The organism is Acetobacter sp. ESL1128 (assembly GCF_058505085.1).
Window position 1 is genome coordinate 1,555,853 of record NZ_CP196369.1, and the last position, 19,618, is coordinate 1,575,470.

19 protein-coding genes and 1 pseudogene are annotated in these 19,618 nt (G+C 58.0%); 2 read left to right on the forward strand and 18 right to left on the reverse strand.

Going from position 1 to position 19,618, the window contains the following annotated elements; translation table 11 throughout:
* Window positions 1-23: 23 nt before the first annotated feature.
* The 16 genes and pseudogenes from ACSYTG_RS07200 to ACSYTG_RS07275 form a co-directional block, all read right to left on the reverse strand.
* Window positions 24-935 (reverse strand): lysophospholipid acyltransferase family protein, encoded by a 912-nt coding sequence (locus tag ACSYTG_RS07200; protein WP_489782825.1) that lies wholly within the window; start codon window positions 933-935, stop codon window positions 24-26.
* Window positions 932-1,909, reverse strand: coding sequence for a tetraacyldisaccharide 4'-kinase (lpxK, locus tag ACSYTG_RS07205; protein ID WP_489782965.1), 978 nt, complete (start codon window positions 1,907-1,909; stop codon window positions 932-934). The genes ACSYTG_RS07200 and lpxK overlap by 4 nt, the downstream gene beginning before the upstream one ends.
* A gap of 2 nt (window positions 1,910-1,911) precedes the next feature.
* Window positions 1,912-3,903, reverse strand: a complete 1,992-nt coding sequence (locus ACSYTG_RS07210) for a glycosyltransferase N-terminal domain-containing protein (RefSeq protein ID WP_489782826.1) — start codon at window positions 3,901-3,903, stop codon at window positions 1,912-1,914.
* A gap of 4 nt (window positions 3,904-3,907) precedes the next feature.
* The gene (locus ACSYTG_RS07215) at window positions 3,908-4,399 is read right to left on the reverse strand and encodes a DUF934 domain-containing protein (RefSeq protein WP_086645935.1); all 492 of its coding nucleotides are present in this window, start codon (window positions 4,397-4,399) and stop codon (window positions 3,908-3,910) included.
* On the reverse strand, window positions 4,386-6,077 hold the full coding sequence (locus tag ACSYTG_RS07220) for a nitrite/sulfite reductase (RefSeq protein WP_489782827.1): 1,692 nt from the start codon (window positions 6,075-6,077) through the stop codon (window positions 4,386-4,388). Before ACSYTG_RS07220 ends, ACSYTG_RS07215 begins: the two co-directional genes overlap by 14 nt.
* Window positions 6,078-6,100: 23 nt before the next feature.
* Complete coding sequence (locus tag ACSYTG_RS07225) at window positions 6,101-6,448, reverse strand: DUF2849 domain-containing protein (RefSeq protein WP_095349145.1); 348 nt, start codon at window positions 6,446-6,448, stop codon at window positions 6,101-6,103.
* 81 nt (window positions 6,449-6,529) lie between these two features.
* Window positions 6,530-7,594: a sulfate/molybdate ABC transporter ATP-binding protein gene (locus ACSYTG_RS07230; protein ID WP_489782828.1), complete on the reverse strand. Its 1,065-nt coding sequence runs from the start codon at window positions 7,592-7,594 to the stop codon at window positions 6,530-6,532.
* Window positions 7,591-8,394, reverse strand: a complete 804-nt coding sequence (locus tag ACSYTG_RS07235) for a sulfate ABC transporter permease (RefSeq protein WP_086645932.1) — start codon at window positions 8,392-8,394, stop codon at window positions 7,591-7,593. Before ACSYTG_RS07235 ends, ACSYTG_RS07230 begins: the two co-directional genes overlap by 4 nt.
* Window positions 8,391-9,242, reverse strand: coding sequence for a sulfate ABC transporter permease subunit CysT (cysT, locus tag ACSYTG_RS07240; RefSeq protein WP_086645931.1), 852 nt, complete (start codon window positions 9,240-9,242; stop codon window positions 8,391-8,393). Before cysT ends, ACSYTG_RS07235 begins: the two co-directional genes overlap by 4 nt.
* Before the next feature lie 121 nt (window positions 9,243-9,363).
* Complete coding sequence (gene cysC / locus ACSYTG_RS07245; protein WP_095348863.1) at window positions 9,364-11,244, reverse strand: adenylyl-sulfate kinase; 1,881 nt, start codon at window positions 11,242-11,244, stop codon at window positions 9,364-9,366.
* Between the two features lie 26 nt (window positions 11,245-11,270).
* On the reverse strand, window positions 11,271-12,065 hold the full coding sequence (cysD, locus tag ACSYTG_RS07250) for a sulfate adenylyltransferase subunit CysD (protein WP_048853880.1): 795 nt from the start codon (window positions 12,063-12,065) through the stop codon (window positions 11,271-11,273).
* A 60-nt stretch (window positions 12,066-12,125) separates the two neighbouring features.
* Window positions 12,126-12,824 (reverse strand): phosphoadenylyl-sulfate reductase, encoded by a 699-nt coding sequence (locus ACSYTG_RS07255; RefSeq protein WP_086645929.1) that lies wholly within the window; start codon window positions 12,822-12,824, stop codon window positions 12,126-12,128.
* An 838-nt stretch (window positions 12,825-13,662) separates the two neighbouring features.
* Window positions 13,663-14,058: an RNase A-like domain-containing protein gene (locus tag ACSYTG_RS07260; RefSeq protein WP_489782966.1), complete on the reverse strand. Its 396-nt coding sequence runs from the start codon at window positions 14,056-14,058 to the stop codon at window positions 13,663-13,665.
* Window positions 14,035-14,364: pseudogene (locus tag ACSYTG_RS07265) on the reverse strand (hypothetical protein); the annotation flags it as partial. The gene ACSYTG_RS07260 and the pseudogene ACSYTG_RS07265, both read right to left, overlap by 24 nt.
* 86 nt (window positions 14,365-14,450) lie before the next feature.
* The gene (locus tag ACSYTG_RS07270; protein ID WP_489782829.1) at window positions 14,451-15,410 is read right to left on the reverse strand and encodes a threo-3-hydroxy-L-aspartate ammonia-lyase; all 960 of its coding nucleotides are present in this window, start codon (window positions 15,408-15,410) and stop codon (window positions 14,451-14,453) included.
* 148 nt (window positions 15,411-15,558) lie between these two features.
* Window positions 15,559-16,470 (reverse strand): LysR substrate-binding domain-containing protein, encoded by a 912-nt coding sequence (locus ACSYTG_RS07275; protein ID WP_489782830.1) that lies wholly within the window; start codon window positions 16,468-16,470, stop codon window positions 15,559-15,561.
* 87 nt (window positions 16,471-16,557) lie between these two features.
* On the opposite strand from ACSYTG_RS07275, the gene ACSYTG_RS07280 reads away from it, so the two are divergent.
* Entirely contained in the window at window positions 16,558-17,622 is a 1,065-nt protein-coding gene (locus ACSYTG_RS07280; RefSeq protein ID WP_489782831.1) for a YeiH family protein, read from the forward strand.
* A 32-nt stretch (window positions 17,623-17,654) separates the two neighbouring features.
* Here the strand turns inward: ACSYTG_RS07280 and ACSYTG_RS07285 are convergent, their stop codons facing one another.
* A complete protein-coding gene (locus tag ACSYTG_RS07285; protein WP_489782832.1) occupies window positions 17,655-18,119 on the reverse strand; it encodes a nuclear transport factor 2 family protein in 465 nt (154 codons plus the stop codon).
* A 16-nt stretch (window positions 18,120-18,135) separates the two neighbouring features.
* Window positions 18,136-18,414, reverse strand: a complete 279-nt coding sequence (locus ACSYTG_RS07290; RefSeq protein WP_086645925.1) for a putative hemolysin — start codon at window positions 18,412-18,414, stop codon at window positions 18,136-18,138.
* A 195-nt stretch (window positions 18,415-18,609) separates the two neighbouring features.
* Here ACSYTG_RS07290 and bioB point away from each other — a divergent pair, with 195 nt between their 5' ends.
* Entirely contained in the window at window positions 18,610-19,608 is a 999-nt protein-coding gene (gene bioB, locus ACSYTG_RS07295; protein ID WP_086645924.1) for a biotin synthase BioB, read from the forward strand.
* Window positions 19,609-19,618: the final 10 nt, after the last annotated feature.

Consider the following 19,618-nt stretch of genomic DNA (forward strand, 5'->3'; position numbering starts at 1 on the left):
GCACGACCTTGCGGCAATGTCTCTTAACGGTACAGCTCTTTAGCCCAGCGCCTGTGCAACCAGAGCCAACTTGATGGATTTTTACGGATCCATTCTTCTAAGCGGTTATTCACCATCTGCACCAGTATCTGCAAATCCTGCCGTTTATCCCCTGTATCGGGGAGTTCCAGCGGCGCTTCCACAACAATACGCAAGCGGGCAGGTCCCAGACGTTCCACATAACCGGGAATAACCGGGCAGCGGTAACGTAACGCCATGGCGGCAAGGGCCGGGGCAGTCATGCTCGGGCGATTGAAAAATGTGGCTTCAATCCCGTCGTTCATTTTCTGGTCCACCAGCATGCCCACGCGCCCTCCGCCAGACACATAAGCCAAGGCTCCCCGAGCGCCCTTTGCCCCTTTGGCAAAAAGGGGAACAGGCGTATCGCCCATGGCTTTGTTCCGCAGCGAACGGAGCAGGGCATCAACCAGCGGGTTAGCCGCAGCACGGTAAAACGATGCAAAAGGCGTGCCATGCCGCGCCACAGCAGGGGGCAGCATTTCCCAGTTACCAATATGGCCTGATACAAACAGAACGGGCCCACCCCGCAACGCCTGCTGCGCCAGATGTTCCGCCCCCTGCACCTCAAATCCCGGCCCTGCGGGAGTGTTCTCCTGCAAGGCAGAAAGATGCGGCAGTTCGCCTATGGTTCGGCCCAGATTTTCCCACACACCGCGCACAATGCGCTTGTGGTCCTGATGATCCAGTTCCGGCATGGCCAGTTCCAGATTACGTCTGATAATCCGCGATGTAGGAAGCCACGGGCCAAGAGCACGGCAAAACAGGCCAAGCAGACTGGAAGAATGGTCAGGGCGCAAACGCTCCAGCAGCCACAGCAGCGCAAATGCTACCCAGGCTTCCAGCCGGTACCGTACGGCCACGCTCCGGGCCTTCATGCCGGGGCGGCCAGAAACATATCCAGCAGGCGTTCAGGCACCGTTGGGTCCTGCCAGACAAGCCGCACACCGACCTCAGCCACATTTTTACGAAAATCGGGAGGCAGGCGCATGGCATCCTTGGGGGTTGTAACAAGTTGTGCGTCCAGCCCGTTGGCCAATGCCAGAAGCCGCTCTATATCACGCCGTTTATACGCGTAATGGTCGGGGTAAGGAAGGGCGCGGGCAAGGCTTAAACCAGCCCCTTGCAAACCCTTAAAAAACTTCTCCGGTCGGCCAATGCCCGCAAACGCCACACATGGGCGGTTCACAACGCTTGGTGGAATAGCACACTGTTCCAGATCAGCCCATAAAACGGGCAGGGCAGCCGTATGCTCAACGGCTCCGGTCTGGTCCGCCCCGATCACCAGCAGCGCATCGGCTCGGGCCAGAGCATCCCCAACCCTCTCACGCAGTGGGCCTGCGGGGAGGACGCGCCCATTCCCAAACCCCACGGCCCCATCGATGACCAGAAGCGAGAAGGTTTTCTGCAATGACGGGTTTTGAAACCCATCATCCATAATCAGGCAATCTGCCCCGGCCTGCACGGCATGGCGTGCGGTAACACTACGGTCCCCACCAACCCAGACAGGGCAATACTCCGCCAGCAATAACGGCTCATCCCCCACCTGCAGCGCAGTATGCCGGGCAGGGTTAACCCGGATGCCATTGGCCTCACGCCCGCCGTAACCGCGCGTCAACACATGCGGGCTACGCCCCCGCGCGCTCAGGCGCTGTACCAGATCAATAACCACCGTGGTTTTGCCCACCCCCCCCACACTCACATTGCCGCAGCACAAGACCGGCACGGGAGCCTGCCAGCCCGGCCTGCGCATTCTGCGGCGCGCAATACCCGCAACACCCCATGCCAGGGGCGCGAGCAGCGTGGGCCAGAAGCGGGCCTGAGGATTGCCCCAGAATGCAGGAGGGGTCAGCCTTACCATATGAGTTCCAGAATCTGGTGGGCCAGATCATCGGGCAGGGTTGCGTTAACCGTTGCCACAGCCTGTGCCTGCTGTGCCAGCACAGCCCGCGCATCAGGGCAGGAGAGCATCCTTACAACCCATGCGGCGAGAGACTGCTCATCCTGCACAACCTGCACGCACTCATGCAGTGCCTGATAGGCCTCCTCAAAATTATGGACCCTCGGGCCTGTTGCCACAGCACAGCCAAGGCGTGCGGGCTCAAACGGGTTATGGCCTCCACCGGGGCAAACCGGCAGGCTGTTGCCAATAAAGGAGCAATCCCCCAGCCTGAAGAATAGCCCCAGTTCGCCCAGCGTATCACACACCCAAAAAGCATCTCGCTCTGTAGGCAGGGCATTCTGCGCCCGCCTTGGCGCTGAGTTTAAACGGGATGCGATGTCTGCCCCGCGCTCGGGGTGACGCGGCACAATAATGCTCAGCAGGTTGGGGTATGTCTGGCGAATAATGTATGCTGCGCGCGCTATGACCTCTTCCTCCCCCGCATGGGTGGAGGCGGCTACAAATACGGGACGTTCCCCTATAACTGCCCGCAAATCGGCCAGAACCTGAGCATCCACGGGCAAAGGAGGGGCTGCGGTTTTCAGGTCTCCCGGAGAGAGTTGTGAGTTCGCTCCCAAAGACCGCAGGCGCTGTGCATCCTCCTCCGTCCGGGCAGAAACCCATGCAAATGGGGCCAGCATGCGCTGCGCAACACCGGGCACACGCTGCCAGAACCGGAAGGACGATGCAGACATCCGCCCGTTGACCAGCACTACAGGCAGGTTACGGGCGTGGCATGCCCCCAGTACCGTGGGCCACAACTCACTCTCGGTAAAAACAGCGGCCTGTGGTGCCCAATGGTTTAAAAACCGCTGGCACCACCTTGGCACATCCAAGGGCATGAACTGATGTACAACCCGGTCGTGCGCAAAGCGCTGCGCCACAATGGTGCTGGCTGTAACCGTGCCCGTTGTCACCAGTACAGTAATATGTGCGTTCTGCCGCAAACAAGCCTGCACCAGCGGCAGAATAGACAAAGCCTCTCCCACACTGGCGGCATGAAACCACAAGAGTTTGCCAGACGGGCGAGGGCAGGTGGCAAAACCCATTTTTTCGCGCACCCGGCCGGCGACTTCCTTCCCCTTGCTCTGCCGCCAGCGCAGATAAAGCGGAAGGGCTGGTGCCAGCAACGCCCCCACACCTTTCCATATATGCGAAGGGCATGTGACCTGCGGCCTGAGAGCAATATGCCCGGCGGCTGCGTGCTGCTGCTCCACCCGAGCCTGCTCCATAAGGTTGTTCATGTGGGTTTGCAGGTTAAAGGCCGGATCCTGCATCTGGCAATCCGGGGTAGGCCACAAAGGTGCACCACTCACAAACACACCGCGCCCAAAAGGAAGGGGAAAAAACATTTTATCCCATGATTTAAGCCGTATGGCCCGGCAGGATGCCCCCATGGGAATGACAGGTTTGCCCACCAGCCGCGCCAGCGCTTCGGCCCCCTGCTGCGTCTGCCTGCGTGGTCCACATGGCCCATCGGGGGTAATGGCAACCAGGCAGCCATGCAGCAGGCTGGCGCGCATACGCAGCATGGCCGCAGCGCCCCCCTTACTTTTGCCTCTTGTATTTGATGAACCGGCTATGGACCAGATCCGCCACGGCGCAACCACATCGGCTATCACCCGGCCATCGCTATTGCGGCTCACCAGAACCCGCAGATGCACTGCAGGATTCTGGCGCTCAGCCCACCACCACAGGGCGGGAGTTAGGGGCAGCACCTCATGCCAGAAAGCCACAACGGCTGTCCGCCCCTCCTGACTGGTCAGGTAAAGGTAGGATTGCGGGTCAATTTTAAAGGTCCATCGCGTGGTCCGCAATGCGAACCCGAGGTAGGCCCGGATGGCCCCCACAACAATGGATCGAAAAAGCCCGCTTGCACTCTTCCACACCCGTGGCACAGCCATACTCTCAGGGAGTCAGGAACCGCCTGAATGCAAATCCTTCCGGGCGTTCGTTCAGAACGGACGGCTGGTAAGCAACCGTTATCCGCTCATGCGCCTGCTGCCACACCGCCAGATCGCTCTGCTCGGGAATAACAAGCTGGCTAACACCACAGCGGAGCAGGAACTCATACTGATCCGGCAGAAAATGCCCCGTTACACGCACGGCACCCGCAAAATGCAGATGCTCGCGCAAGGAGCGGGCCTGTGTAAATGCCCGCCCATCCCGGAAAATAGGAAAATTCAGGCTGACAAGGTCAAGGCGGGGCAGAGCTTCCTTTAGGTCGCTCACCCGCTCGTCAGGCTTGAGCACAATGCCCAGACGCCCTTTGCCATTCCGCCCAAGCCCTTCGGACAACCGGGAAAGAGGCAGCAGAATGTCGCCATCAGGTAGGGGCTGGCCATCCTCAACCAGCGTCCATCCATCCTGTACAATCTGACCGTTCTCAAGCAGTGGCATAAGCTGCGTCCTTGAATGGCGCGGCGCCTAGGCGGCGGCAGGTTTCAATAAAACGTTCGCCCGGCTTGCGCTGGACCAGATAGGTATCAACAATTCTGGCAATTGCATCAACCGTTTCATCCTCAGACATGGCCGAGCCAATAATCTGGCCGATGGAAGCATCTTCCCCGCTATTACCGCCCAGAGTGATCTGGAACGCTTCTTCCCCACGTTTATCAACACCCAGAATACCAATATGCCCGGCGTGGTGATGACCGCAGGCATTGATGCAGCCTGAAATATTCAGCCGGAGCGCGCCAATTTCCTGCTGCAGGGCTGCGTTGGAGAAGCGCTGGCTCAGCTTCTGGGCAATGGGGATGGAACGGGCATTGGCCAGTGCGCAGTAATCCAGCCCCGGGCAGGCAATAATATCGGTTATCATGCCGATATTGGCCGTGCCCAGACCATTGGCGCTTAGCACCTGCCACAGCGCGAACAGGCTATCCTTGCGCACATGCCCCAGCACCACGTTCTGCAGGTGTGTGATCCGCAGCTCGCCAAAGCTGTACTGGTCCGCCAGATCTGCCAGCAGGTCCATCTGGGCAGATGTAACATCCCCCGGAATACCGCCGGCAGGCTTGCACGAAATGGTTACACTGCAATACCCGTCTTGCTGGTGCGGGTGGGTATTGGTGCCTACCCATGCGGCAAAGGCTGGGTCCACCTTGGTCTGGGCTACCAGCTGGGCAGTACCGGCAGAGGCATCCTCAAACACAGGGGTGGCAAAGCGGGCGCGAATAGCAGCCACGACTTCGGGCTGCAAACGGTACCGACTGCGATCCATGGCCATGAACTCGGCATTGACCTCATCACGGAACGCGCCAAGGCCCAGAGCCTGCACAAGGATTTTAATCCGGGCCTTGTAAATGTTATCGCGCCGCCCGTACGCATTATAGACGCGCAGAACAGCTTCCAGGTACGCGATCAGGTCTTCTTCTGGCAGGTCATCGCGCAGTTTTACGCCAATAACCGGGGTACGCCCCAGACCGCCGCCAACATAGACCTCGAATACCGCGCGCCCATTTTCCCCCTTACGTGCGAGCAGCCCGATGTCATGAAAACGGGCGGCAACACGGTCCTGCGCACTGCCCGAAATGGCAATTTTGAATTTACGCGGCAAAAACGTAAATTCGGGGTGCAGGGTGGACCACTGGCGCAGAATTTCCGCATGTACGCGCGGGTCCAGAACTTCATCACGGGCAGCACCGGCAAACTGGTCGGATGTGACGTTGCGGATGCAGTTCCCGCTGGTCTGGATGGCGTGCATTTCCGCGTCAGCCAGAATATTCAGAATATCAGGCGTATCTTCCAGCCGGATCCAGTTGAACTGGATATTCTGGCGCGTGGTAAAGTGCCCGTAATCCCGGTCATACCGCCGGGCAATATGAGCCAGCGTGCGCATCTGGTTGGCACTGACAATACCGTAGGGAATAGCCACCCGCAGCATGTAGGCATGCAGTTGCAGGTAAAGGCCGTTCATCAGGCGCAGGGGTTTGAACTCATCTTCGCTCAGGGCGCCAGAAATCCGGCGTTGCACCTGATCACGGAACTGTTCGACCCGCTGTTTGAGGAATGTACGGTCAACCGCGTCATACGCATACCGGCCGACGTCTGCTGGGGGCTGGGGAGAGTGGGGCATGGTTTTGGTCCGTCGGGTTTTATTCAGGAGCCACTTGCAGCAGCGGGGGCGGGCTGCCAGAGGGGCGTAAATTCAGCATGAACACTCGGGCCCGCGGCACGGATACGCTCGCGCGTAGTGCGGGGGCGCGGCCCGTGCGCGGTCTCTTCCACCTGCACACCGTAAACCCCCACCACATTATCCGCCCCTGCACGGGCATTTTGGGAACGTAGCAGGTCTTCCATTCCATCATTGGGGAACAGGCATGCCTGACCAATGGTCAACTGCCATTTTCCCTGCGCATCCAGCCAGACAATCCGGCCATCAAGCAGACGGTTGGCTGTAACAACACTACAGCCTTCAGTATCACGACGATTATTCCTGCGATCCACGCTCATACCTTTCCGCGTATTCCACGACAGAAAATTACATAAATTTTCGTCTTTATCAACATATCACGCATCAGACGCGTATCATGCACACAAAAGTCCCTGACGGAACAGGCGGGAACGGCTGATGTCCAGCGCGACACCCTGCACCTGCACATCGGCCTCATCCACCGGGCGGTAAAACGGCACAACCCGCTCCCCAAGCTGGAGCGTATAATGCCTGTAGCCATTCCGCGTGCCCCGGGGGGCTGCGTAAATGCTCAGTACATCCTGTTCGGAGGCCGGCTTTTGTATGTTCATTTCATACGGGCGGATCATGGCAACGGCAGGGCCGTCTGTCACACCCTCGGGAACGGCAAAAGGCAGGACCAGCGCGTCATCCGGGATCATGCGGCCATGCCGGACTTCCCCAGGGAAAGACACGGCTTCCCCCAAAAACTCCATCACAAATTCAGTCGCGGGCTGCTCATCCAGATCCATGGGAGAGGCATCCTGCACAATTCTACCGGATTGCATGACCACAATACGGTCCGCCACCTCAAGGGCTTCTTCCTGATCATGCGTGACCAGAATGGTGGTCAGGCCCAGCGTATCGTGCAGTTCGCGCAGCCATGTCCGGATAGAACGGCGCACGATGGGGTCCAGCGCCCCAAAAGGTTCGTCCAGCAGCAGAACACGCGGTCCTGTTGCCAGCGCGCGCGCGAGTGCCACACGCTGCCGCTGGCCACCCGACAGCTTGGCAGGGTGCTTGCCCCCCATGCCCTGCAATTGCATCAGTTCAAGCAGTTCTTCCACCCGCCGGGCAATCTGGGCGCGGGCAGGGCGCTCCGCACGGGGTTGCACATCCAGCCCAAAGGCAATGTTGCGCGCGACCGTCATATGCGGGAACAGGGCATAGTTCTGGAACACAAACCCCATGCGGCCCGCACGGTCCTTTACGCTGGTCATGGGGTTATCATCCAGCAGGATGGACCCGCTGCTGCAGTTGTCCAGCCCGGCTATGGCGCGCAGCAAGGTTGTTTTGCCAGCCCCCGAAGGCCCGACCAGAGCAACAAACGCGCCATCGGGCACTTTGAGGGACACGTTATCCAGCAATGGCTGCCGCGCGCCCGGAACCAGACGAACCAGATTGCAGACCTCAATACTCACGCCTTTTTCTCCTGCAATCTTGCAAGCCATTCCGGTGCGGACCTGAGCAGAACCGCACTCATGGCCATAAGCGCCAGCAGAGCAGCCATGGTAAAGGCCGCGACTGACTGGTAGCCGTTATAAAGATTTTCAATATGCAACGGCATGGTTTCCGTCTCACCCGGTATATGGCCGGACACGACCGATACCGCCCCGAACTCCCCCAGAGCACGGGCAGTTGTCAGCAACACGCCGGAAAGCAGAGCCCCGCGTACACCCGGCAGGGTGACATGCCACAGAACCTGCCAGAACCCGGCTCCCGCCAGAACGGCAGCTTCCTCCGCATCTCGCCCCTGCACCTCCATAACCGGCATGACCGTGCGCACGACATAAGGCAGCGTTACAAACAATGTGGCCAGAATAATACCCGGCACGGCAAAAGCGATATGGATATTCCACCGCTCCAGCAGCGGTCCAAACCACCCTTGGGCACCAAACAGCAGCAACCAGACAAGCCCCGAAACAACGGGCGAAATGCTCAGCGGCAGTTCCACCAGAATTTGCAGGAACTGCCGCCCCGGAAAGCGGAACTTGACCAGCACCCACGCTGCCAGAATACCAAAGAGGGTATTGAGTACAACAGCCACAACACTCACGCGCAGTGTCAGCCAGATAGCAGCCTGTGCATCGGGGTCCGACAACGTGGCCAGAGATGCCCCAACGCCATCCTTGAGCGCTTCGGTCAGCACCAGTGCCGGGGGGGTCACAAGCACGACAAGAATAAAAAGCCAGCTTGCAGCCCATACCACATAGCGGGTCATGCTGGTTCACTCCACACGGCAAAGCGACGGCGCACACCACCGATCAGTGCGAGCGAAAGAAGTGAGACGCACAACAGCACAAGGGCAATGGCGGTAGCACCCGGATAATCAAACTCCTGCAACCTGACCACGATCAGCAGAGGTGCGATTTCGCTTTTAAACGGCTGGTTACCCGCAATAAAAATAACGGACCCATATTCCCCAATGCCACGGGCAAAAGCCAGACCAAACCCGGTTATGAGCGCAGGCAGAACGGGGGCAGCAATAATGCGTACAAAAATCTGCCATGGCCTTGCCCCCAGCAGATGTGCAGCTTCCTCCAGTTCCTGCGGCAGGTTGCGCAGGACCGGTTCCACTGCACGCACCACAAAGGGCAGCCCCACGAACATAAGCGCCAGCACAATGCCAGCCTTGTTATAGGAAACACTGACCCCGAAAACTGCCAGCAGGGACCCCAGCCACCCGTGCGGCCCATAGAGCGTTGCAAGCGTAATGCCTGAAACGGCCGTAGGCAGGGCCAGCGGCAGGTCGATCAGCGCATCTGCCAGACGGTGCCCCGGCAGGTTACCCCGCGCCAGAGCCCAGGCCAGTAGCAGCCCGCATGGTATGTTGCATGCCGCAGCAATAGCTGCGCACGAAAAACTCGTCCACAATGCCGCCAGCATGCGGCTGTCATGCAAGGCAGACAGCATGGAGCCAGTACCGCCCTGCCACGGATAAACCAGCAGGGTAGAAAGGGGCAGGATGATAAAAAAGCCTGTCCACGCCAATGTTAGCGTGAGCGACAGCCTGTAGCCGGGCAGGGCAGAGCCGCCAGCCCTAAAAAAAGCAAGACGCGACAGAGTCATGACATGGCACTCATATATCTGCCTGCCCACCTTTTAAAAATCGTACCTTACAGGCGAACAAGAGCGCCTGAAAAGTGGCCGCCACAACCTTTATGCCGCAGCGGCCATTCTTGCTATAATATCAGGACCGTGCGCGGGCGCTGCCACCGGAACGCACACTGCCTTCCACGAAGGAAACAAGCTGGGAGACCGCTTTTTCCACGCTCCCATTGCCGGTTGCCACACGCAGGGCAGGGGCCTGTGGGGCTTCATACGGAGCATCAATGCCGGTAAAGCCGCTAATTTTCCCTGCACGGGCCGCAGCATACAGGCCTTTGGGGTCACGCTGTTCGCAGGTGCCCAGATCGGCATCCACAAACACTTCCTCAAACCCTTCACCAATAATCTGGCGAGCCAGTTCGCGGTCCGAGCGCAGGGGGGAAATCAGGGCAACCAGCACCACCTGCCCGGCATCGCGCAGAATACGCGCGACCTCTGCCGCACGGCGCACGTTTTCGGTCCGGTCGGCTTCGGTAAAGCCAAGGTCCTTGCACAGCCCTGCACGCAGCGTGTCCCCGTCCAGCACGCTTACGTCCACACCTGCGGCAAACAGAGCATTTTCTGCAGCCCGTGCCAGCGTGCTTTTACCCGCACCCGACAGCCCGGTAAGCCAGAACACACTGCCTTTATGGCCCTTAACGCGCTGGCGGTCCTGCGTGGTCACAGCACTGGCACTTGGGTGAATGGCTTTATCGCCCACGGCAATTTCTGCCGGGCCAATAAGGGGAGCCCCCCCCACAATACGCTGCTGCAGGTCCACCAGAACACCACGCCCGTCCGGCGTGCCCGGTGCAAAGGCATCGAACTGGATGTTCTCTGCTGCGGCAAGCGTGATTTCAGCAAAGCCTTCGGGCGGCACTTCCGTGCCGGGGTGCATGGTCAGATCGTCCAGATTAACAACGGACTCAATGCTGGTCACGGTCACCGCATGTTCGGCCGTGGCCAGCCGCAGGCGGAAGCTCTCGCCCACACGCAAAGGCTCCTGCCGCAGCCAGAACAGGCGGGTCCGCACGCGTGATGCCTGAGTGGGCGGGGTGTCCACATGGTGCAGCAGATCGCCCCGATCGGGAATAACGTCCGGCTCCAGCGTAACCGCAATGGACTGGCCTGCCGAAGCACTCACATGCGGGGCAGTGTGCCAGCCTTCAATCGAGGCAATGCGGGCAGGGGTTTTCTGGGTGCCAATAACAACCGTATCACCCACACGCACCCGACCGCGCTCAATACGACCAGCCACGTAACGCTTGTCCCCAAAGCGATAAACATCCTGCACGGGCAGGCGCAGCGCCAGTTCCGAGCGGGAAGCGGGCGTGGGCACACGTGCCAGTGCTTCGGTCAGGGTTGGGCCGTTGTACCAGGGCATGCGGTCGGAGCGGCTGGCAATGTTGTCCCCATCCCGGGCGGAGGCGGGAACAAAATAGGCAGCTTCCAGCCCCAGCTTGCCCAGAAGTTCGTTAACCGAAACCTCAACAGCTTCAACCTTGGCCTGATCAAACTCAAGCAGGTCCACCTTGTTGAGCAGAACAATAACATGCCTGATCCCGATCAGGTGCAGCAGCATGGCGTGGCGGCGGGTCTGCTCACGCGCGCCTTCCACGGCATCCACCACCAGCACGGCGGCCTCTGCATCGGCCGCACCGGTAATCATGTTCCGCAGGAACTGGCGGTGGCCGGGAGCATCCACAATAACGTATTCGCGCGAACCCAGCCGGAAGGGAATGCGCGTGGAATCAACCGTAACGCCCTGATCACGCTCGATCTGCAAGGAATCGAGCAGGAAGCTCCATTCAATCTTCAGGCCGCGCTTTTTGGAGGATTCAATGATCTGGGCAACCTTGCCGTCCTGCAGGTTATCCGTGTCATGCAAAAGACGCCCGATAAGCGTGGATTTGCCGTGGTCAACATGCCCCACGATAACGATAGGGGTTGCGGCATCCTGAGAGGAAGAAATCGTATCACTCATTTTCGTTTTTTCCGATCCACACTCTATCAGAGATAACCAGCTACGCGCAGGCGTTCAAAGGCATCTTCGGATTCATGATCCATGGCCCGGCCCGAACGCTCAGACGTTTTGGTTGTTTCCAGCTCTGCAATAACTTCTGCCAGAGTTGCGGCATTGCTTTCCACGGGGGAGGTAATGTCCGCATCGCCCAGAGAGCGGTAACGCTTGCCGTTTTTAGCAAAATACAGGTCAACCAGCGGAATACCTTCGCGCTCGATGTAACGCCAGATGTCAATCTCGCGCCAGGACAGGAGCGGATGCACGCGGATATGCATGCCTTCCTCGTGCGGGGTGGCATACTGGTCCCAGAATTCGGGCGGCTGGTTGCGAATATCCCATTTATGGCTTGCACCACGCGGGCTGAACACGCGTTCCTTCGCACGGGTACCCTGCTCATCACGGCGGATACCGGCAATAACACCCTGCAATTTGTGCTTTTCGATCATGGCGGCAAGGCCTGCGGTCTTGCGGGCGGCAGAACGGGCAGCAGGCGGCAGGGAGGGGTCCATTTCCTCTACCGGCGGGCAGTCGCCCAGCAGCAGGTCCAGTTCCCATTTTTTGGTATATTCGTCCCGGAACTGGTACATTTCGGGGAATTTTTTACCCGTATCCACATGCATGACAGGGAAGGGGACGCGCCCGAGGAACGCCTTTTTGGCCAGCCAGACCATAACATTGGAGTCCTTCCCCAATGACCACAGCATGGCAAGCGGCTTTAGCTTACGATAAGCCTCCCGCAGAATAAAAACGCTCTGAGCTTCCAGTTGATCAAGATGATCCATGTTCCACGACCCTGTAGTTTTAACGGGTAAGGCTGATGTTTTAGAATGCGGTACGGCAGGTTATCCTGCGACGTGAATCCCACATTCGGTTTTGTTCAGGCCAGACCAACGGCCTGACCGGGCATCTTCATGCCCATCCACCGGACGCGTGCATGGCGCACACCCAATGGATAAATATCCCTCGGCCACCAGCGGGTGCGGTGGCAAGGCGCGGCGCTGCATTTCTGCAGCAATATCCTGCGCACTCCAAAAGGCCAGCGGATTGATGCGGATCTGGCCATCGCCACGTTCTTCCACAATCTCCATTGCCGCGCGTGTGGCGGCTTGCCCACGCTTGCGGCCGGTTACCAGCACGTCGTACGGCAAGGAGGCAACATTCAGCGGCTCTACCTTGCGCAGTTTGCAGCAGGCATCGGGGTCAAAAGCCCAGAGTTCTCCCGTTGGGTCACGATCGCTGACCTGTTCGGGGGACGGGCCAATATCCTCAACATTACTCAACCCCAACACATCGGCCAGTTCGCGCCGGTATGTGAGTGTCTGGGGGAAGTGCTTGCCCGTATTAAGGAACAGCACCTTCATGTCGCGTTCAGCCTCCGCCACAAAGGCGAGCAGCAGGGCAGATTCGGCGCCAAAGGACGACATAACCGCCAGCCGGTCACCCAGCAGAGCATGGGCCGTGCGCAGCAGACGAACGGGGTCATCCTGCACGGCACGCAACTGCTCGATAACACCTGTATTGTCAGAAGACAAAATATCCACAACCCATCACAGTGAATGACAGAACCTTATATAACTACTCCTTATAGATATATTTCCGCAAAAACAACATATAAAAATAGACAATCCTCCCCATCACGCACCACATTGCACTATTTTATTTTGTGCAATTAGCGCTCCAAGCCTGCTCCGGGACGCTAACCGGGCAACCCACCATCAACTTGCAACCACGGCTTATTCACCAGCAAGGGCGAGGGCATTGTCTGGGCGCTTGATATGGCCAAATCTCGACCAGAACACCGCCAACAACCACTGAAATGCCTCTCAATCCATCAGAACGATCACTTATCAGGGCAGAGTTAAGCTAAAAGACGGGATACTCGACGCCAAGTTCCGGGTTTTCAGGTCCATCTGATACACATACATGAACACCGCAACCGATCCGCAGTATCCCATTTGCGCACCCATTTTTGTTGGCATAATATATCTTATGCGATATTTAGCTGCGCGCACAAAATTGGACAATCCCATCTTGCAGGGCGGAAATATCCTTCCTGCCATAGCCTCACTCCGCATCATCCAGCACCGGAAAGCCATAACAAGCATAAGCTGCTGGAATTGTGAGGTCGCGATTGCCCAAAATGGAACAAAAAGACCAGATCCACAGCCCCCTCCCGCACTGATGCCCCTCCTCCCCTCATTAGGGCTGATTTTTTCGCCACAGTTTATCTTGAGAAGCAGATTCAAAATACGTGCAGGACTACCCATCCCATGGGATTGCTCCGCATCTTCCTGCCCTGAATTTCCAATGTGGTCAGACTTTTCAATATCCTTTGACCACATCAGCCTCAAACACCAGCAAAACAGGAAAATACCAGACTTAATAAAGCCTAAACGTGTGGATATAATAGACCAGTCCGTTCAATACTTCATTGACGATAACAATTTGTATGGATCGTGCGCGCCTGCGCTCCCGGTCTGTGGCACGGACAATAAACGCCCCTTCTTCCGAGACGCGCCCTTCGACCTCCAGCTTGGCTCCCTTTCTCGCGGTCTTGAGCCAATTATCAATCTTATGGCCGTTTTCGTAGAGCACCCGGCCAATCACATCCTCCGCGTCTTTTGCCGATGCGAAGCATGAGACAGCCGGCCGTTTTTCCACGGTAAAGCGATATGCAATGCGCTCATCCGTCAGAGCAACATGGTTGGACAGCACATAACCACCCGCCCCCAAGTGGTTGAGCGGTTCCAGATCAATTTCTTTTCCCGCTTCCACTTCAGGATCATTCTGGAAACTAAACAGGACCGCACACCAGAATGCCCACAGGTTGGGCAAATCACCCCAGTCAGGCGGGTCTGTAACCTTAGCTGTCGGGTCTATACCCAGCACAACCGAACTGACCCGCTGCAAGTCCTCTTTGCTGTATGCCAGCAATGTCTTTAATTCGTGAACTGTCTGAACTTTAAACGTCAGATCCCGCGTGTACGGTTCATCGTGAATAACATCGTACAGCGTTTCACCAAAAGTATCGGCATCTTCACCAAATGCGCTCGCACCAAGGTTTTTCAGGCGCGGGAACATATCAAGAATATCGTCATCGGTGTGATGCGATAAGACTATTGTGGTGCATGGCCTTAACCAAGGCTCAAGTTCTATATCCATGCCTCTTAACCTACAAGCTGGGCAAATCGGGTAATATCGATGTTCCCGCCCGACAAAAGTACACCCACACGTCGCCCCTGCCATTGCGGAGCTGCTGCAAGGGCCGCTGCCGGAGCAAGGCAGCCAGTGGGCTCCACTATAATTTTCATCCGCTCTGCCAGCAGGCGCATGGTGGTGGCCAAAGCGGCATCGTCCACCGTCACAATGTCGCGGACATAGCGCTGCATGAGTGCAAATGTTATGTCACCCACGCTTGTTGTCTGCGCGCCATCTGCAATTGTACGTGGTGCGGCAATTTTTACGATATGCCCCGCAGCCATGGATTGCCGGGCATCATCCCCCGCTGCAGGTTCCACCCCTATTACCGTACAATCGGGTGCCACTTCATGCGCGACAAGCGCGCAGCCCGAGGCCAGACCGCCGCCCCCAACAGGCACGAACAAGGCGTCCAGCGGTCCTGTTTCCTCCATAAGTTCCAGTGCTGCCGTGCCCTGCCCGGCAATAATGTCCGGGTGATTGAAAGATGGCAGCAGCGTTCCACCCCGTTCGGCCACAAGACGTGCCGCAATTTCTTCCCGGTCCTGGGAATAGCGGTCATAGGTCACAACCTCCGCACCGTAGCCCCGCGTTGCGGCCAGTTTTACGGCGGGGGCATCTTCGGGCATGACAATTACGGCAGGCACTCTGGCCTCACGCGCGGCGCAGGCTATGGCCTGAGCATGGTTGCCAGACGAAAACGCAATAATGCCTTTCTGCCGCACATCTTCGGGTAGAGCCAAAATCGCGTTTGTGGCACCCCGGAACTTGAAGGCCCCAACCCGCTGGAAATTCTCGGCTTTAAAGAACAGTTCAACACCGCTCAGCGCATTCAGGTAGCGTGACCTCAGAACAGGTGTGCGATGAGCCTGCCCTTTGATCCGGGCCGAAGCCGCAACCACGTCACTGAAAGTCGGCAGAGCTGTCATCTTCAATTTTCCGGTTTCATCCCCCGCAATGCGCATACGCAGGGTAGTTGGAGACGATGCTTACCTAGCACAGATATGTCCCCACCGTTATGCCCCAAAACAGGTTCTGGCGACAGATTTCGCCTAAAAACACCCCTGCCTACAGCAGTCATTCCATTGCGTGCTGCTGCTTGATAAGGTCCAGCAAAGCATCTGCGGCACGGCTCTGGTAACGCTCCTTATGCCGCAGACCGTAAAATGAGCGGGGTTTCGCGTCCTGCGGCACAGCATGGAGCGTGCCCGCCAGCAACGCGGGAGCGACAACCAGCGAGGACAACGCCCCTATCCCTGCCCCGGCTTCTATGGCTGTACGGACTGCTTCGTTCGAGGGAAGAACGAGGCTTATGGTCATATCCTGCGGCGCAACACCGAACTGTGCGAGGTAGTCCTCCAATGCCGCACGGGTGCCAGACCCCTCCTCCCGCATGACCCACTGCGCGGCGCAAAGCCAGTCCCGACTGATTTTGTGGGGAAGCTCCGCATCAGCCTGAATAATTGTCAGGTGGTCTTCCCCTATTGGCCATTGCGCCAGAGCGGGGTCGTCCACCAGACCTTCAACAACTCCAAGCTCCGCGTCTCCATCCCGCACACGGGCTGCGGCGTCCAGAGTGTTACTGATTGCCAGTTCCACCTCAATATCGGGGTAAAGCCGACGGAATGTGACCAGAATGGGCGGCAACCAGTAAGCAGCAATGGTCTGGCTGGCGACAAGGCGCAGTTTGCCCCGTTTAAGCCCGCCCACCTCCTCCAGCACGGTTTGCGCCATAGTAGCGCGGGCCAGAACCGCCCGGGCTTCGGGCAGAAACAGGCGCCCGACTTCTGTCAGCGCTATTCCACGCCCCACCCGGTGGAACAGCTTGACACCATGGCGCTCTTCCAATGCTGCAATGGCGGCGGATACGGCTGACTGCGTCACGTGCAAGGCACGGCTGGCAGCCGTAACGTGCTCCCGCTCGGCCACCGCCACAAAAATACGGAGTTGCTCCAGTGTCATGCCGTATTGCCTAACATAACCAATCATTATTTACGATCAGAATAACAAAAACTATGAGTTGGATTGATGGATTAGGTTTTTCCTAAAGTTCTGGTGGACTGAAGGAAAAACACCATGACAGCACACCCCGCCCCCACCTGTATGCGCCCCCTCAAACTTATCAGTTTCTTACGCGCGTCCGGGCCGGGTGTTCTGCTCTGCCTGCTGGCTTCGGGGCTGGCCATATGTCTTGAAGCAGCGGAAACATATCTGCTGGGCAAAGCTTGGCTGGAAAGCCTTAATCTGGCTCTTTTGCTCGGGGTATTGATCAGAGCAATCAAAACGCCCGGCCCCATATGGACCGGGGGGATCAGACTATGCGCCAGACCTCTACTAAACGTAGCTATTGTCTGTCTGGGTGCGTCCTTCAGCCTGCATGCCGTTTTTTGCGCCGGTCCCACGCTGCTTTTGGGGGTAATGGGGATTGTCTTGTTCAGCGTGGTTTTTACGCTGCTCATTGGCCGCGCAATGGGGTTGCCCACACATCAGCTCTTGCTGGTTGCCTGCGGTAACGCCATTTGTGGAAACTCCGCCATAATGGCCGCAGCCCCCGTTATTGGCGCAAAGGAGGAGGATATAGGCACCACCATTGCCTTTACCGCCGCAGGCGGGCTGGTGGTGGTATTGGGCCTGCCGTTGCTGGCACCAGCCTTGCTGGGCAGCCCCAATGCACAGGGCGTTCTGGCAGGGTTAACCGTTTACGCTGTGCCACAGGTTGTTGCCGCAGCAGCGCCTTTTGGCCAGACGGCACTCCATGTTGGCACACTGGTCAAGCTTATGCGTGTGCTCATGCTGGGGCCGGTCTGCCTTGCCCTCGCTGTGTTTTGTGCAAAATCCAGCCAGACCCGGCAGGCCACCACGCATGGCGCCTCCATTCCCCGGCTGGTGCCTTGGTATATTACCGGCTTTGCCGCCATGATGACCGCCCGCTCGTGCAATCTGGTGCCAGATGCAGTACTCGCGCCCCTGAGCACTACCGCCACCTGCCTGACCACCATGGCCATGGCAGCACTGGGCCTGAGCGTGGAGTTACGGTCTGTACTGCACGCGGGCAGGCCACTAGCCCTGAGCGTATTTTTTTCTCTGCTCGGGCTGGTCGGGGCCAGTCTGATTCTGGTCAGGCTTCTGTTTGGAGCATAAGCCTGACCGAAACATTTACACTGCCTTACGGCCTACAGCCCCAGTTCGCTCAGGCCGGGATGCCCGTCCGGCCTGCGCCCCTTGGGCCAGAGGAACAGACGGTCCGCACAGGCAATAGCCAGATCGTTAATGGAGGCATGCCGGTTCTGCATCAGCCCGGCGGCATCAAACTCCCAGTTCTCATTGCCATAAGACCGAAACCACTGCCCCGCCGCGTTATGCCATTCATAGGCAAAGCGCACGGCAATACGGTTATCCTTGAAGGCCCAGACCTCCTTGATCAGCCTGTAATCCAGTTCCTCCGTCCATTTACGGGCCAGAAAAGCAATAATTTCTGCCCGGCCATGCACAAAGTCGGTCCGGTTGCGCCATATGCTCTGCGGTGTGTAAGCCAGAGCCACTTTTTCCGGCTCCTGAGAGTTCCATGCATCTTCGGCCATGCGGGCCTTGGATGCAGCACTTATGGCATCAAACGGTGGGAACGGGGGACGGGACATCTGCTTTAAGCCTTAATCAGTTACCCTGACGCGGATTATCCTGCCGGAACAGAACCCATTCCTCAATCACGCGGCCATCTGGCAGGTGGCAGTAACCGACCTGCCCTTTGTCGGTCATTTCCATCTTCAGTTCACCGCCTTTTTTCACGCAGTAAACAGAGGCCGGGTTAGGCATGCGCAAAAGCCCGACCCCACGGCCCGAGCGCTCCTGCGGGTAGTGTTGTTCACACGCACCCAGCGTTCCCAGCGCACCCACGGCCAGCACCAGCCCTACAACCGAGTTCTTTTTTGTCATCTTGTTCACCCTTGGGTTTTGTCTTCAAACGAACTTGGTGCCACTATGGAAGCACTTTGCGCCTGTTGTGAAGTGTGAAGATGGGGCGCGCATACAAGCACCTTTTGCCCCTCTGCTAAAAACTGGCTTTGACGGTACAAACACGATATGCTGCATTGCACTTCCCTCTAGCATATCTGGTTCGGTTCACATTCCATGCCTGATGGTTCGCCCTCCTTTTCCCGCCCTGCCACTCCAGCAATGGACATCCGCCATGACTGGAGCGTTGCCGAAGTGCAGGCGCTGCTTGACCTCCCGTTCCCGGAACTGATGTTTCAGGCACAAGCCATACACCGCGCGACATTTGATCCGACTGAGATACAGATCTCCACCCTTCTGTCGATCAAGACAGGTGGCTGCCCGGAAGATTGCGCCTATTGCCCCCAGAGCGCCCTGCACGAAGATGGCGTAAAAGCTGAAAAGCTTATGGCCATTGAAAACGTGCTGGCCGAAGCAAAAAAAGCCAAGGCCGCAGGGGCCAGCCGCTTTTGCATGGGTGCGGCATGGCGGACCCCCAAAGAACGGGACATGGAAACAGTCTGCGCCATGATTGAAGGCGTTAAAGAACTGGGGATGGAAACCTGCGTAACGCTTGGAATGCTTGATGATTCTCAGGCTCAGCGGCTCAAGCAGGCAGGTCTGGATTTTTACAACCATAATATCGACACCTCGCCCGAATATTATGGCCAGATAATTACCACCCGCACTTATCAGGAACGGCTGGATACTCTCTCCAACGTGCGCGATGCAGGGATCAATGTCTGCTGTGGCGGCATTGTCGGCATGGGCGAGAACGAGACTGACCGCGCGGGCCTGATTGCCGCACTTGCCAACATGCCCGCCCACCCCGAGAGCGTACCCATCAACCTGCTGGTCCGCGTGGAAGGCACCCCGCTTGCCAAGGCAGATGAAGTCCGGCCTCTGGACTTTGTGCGCATGATCGCGGCAGCCCGCATTACCATGCCCAAAAGCCGCGTACGCCTTGCCGCGGGGCGTGAGAACATGAATGATGAAACACAGACCCTGTGTTTTCTGGCCGGCGCCAACTCCATTTTCTATGGCGAACGACTGCTGACCACCCCCAACCCGCAGGCACAACGTGACCGTGCCCTGCTGGACAGCCTGGGCATGCATACGATCGGGATTGGCCTGTAAGACTTTACAA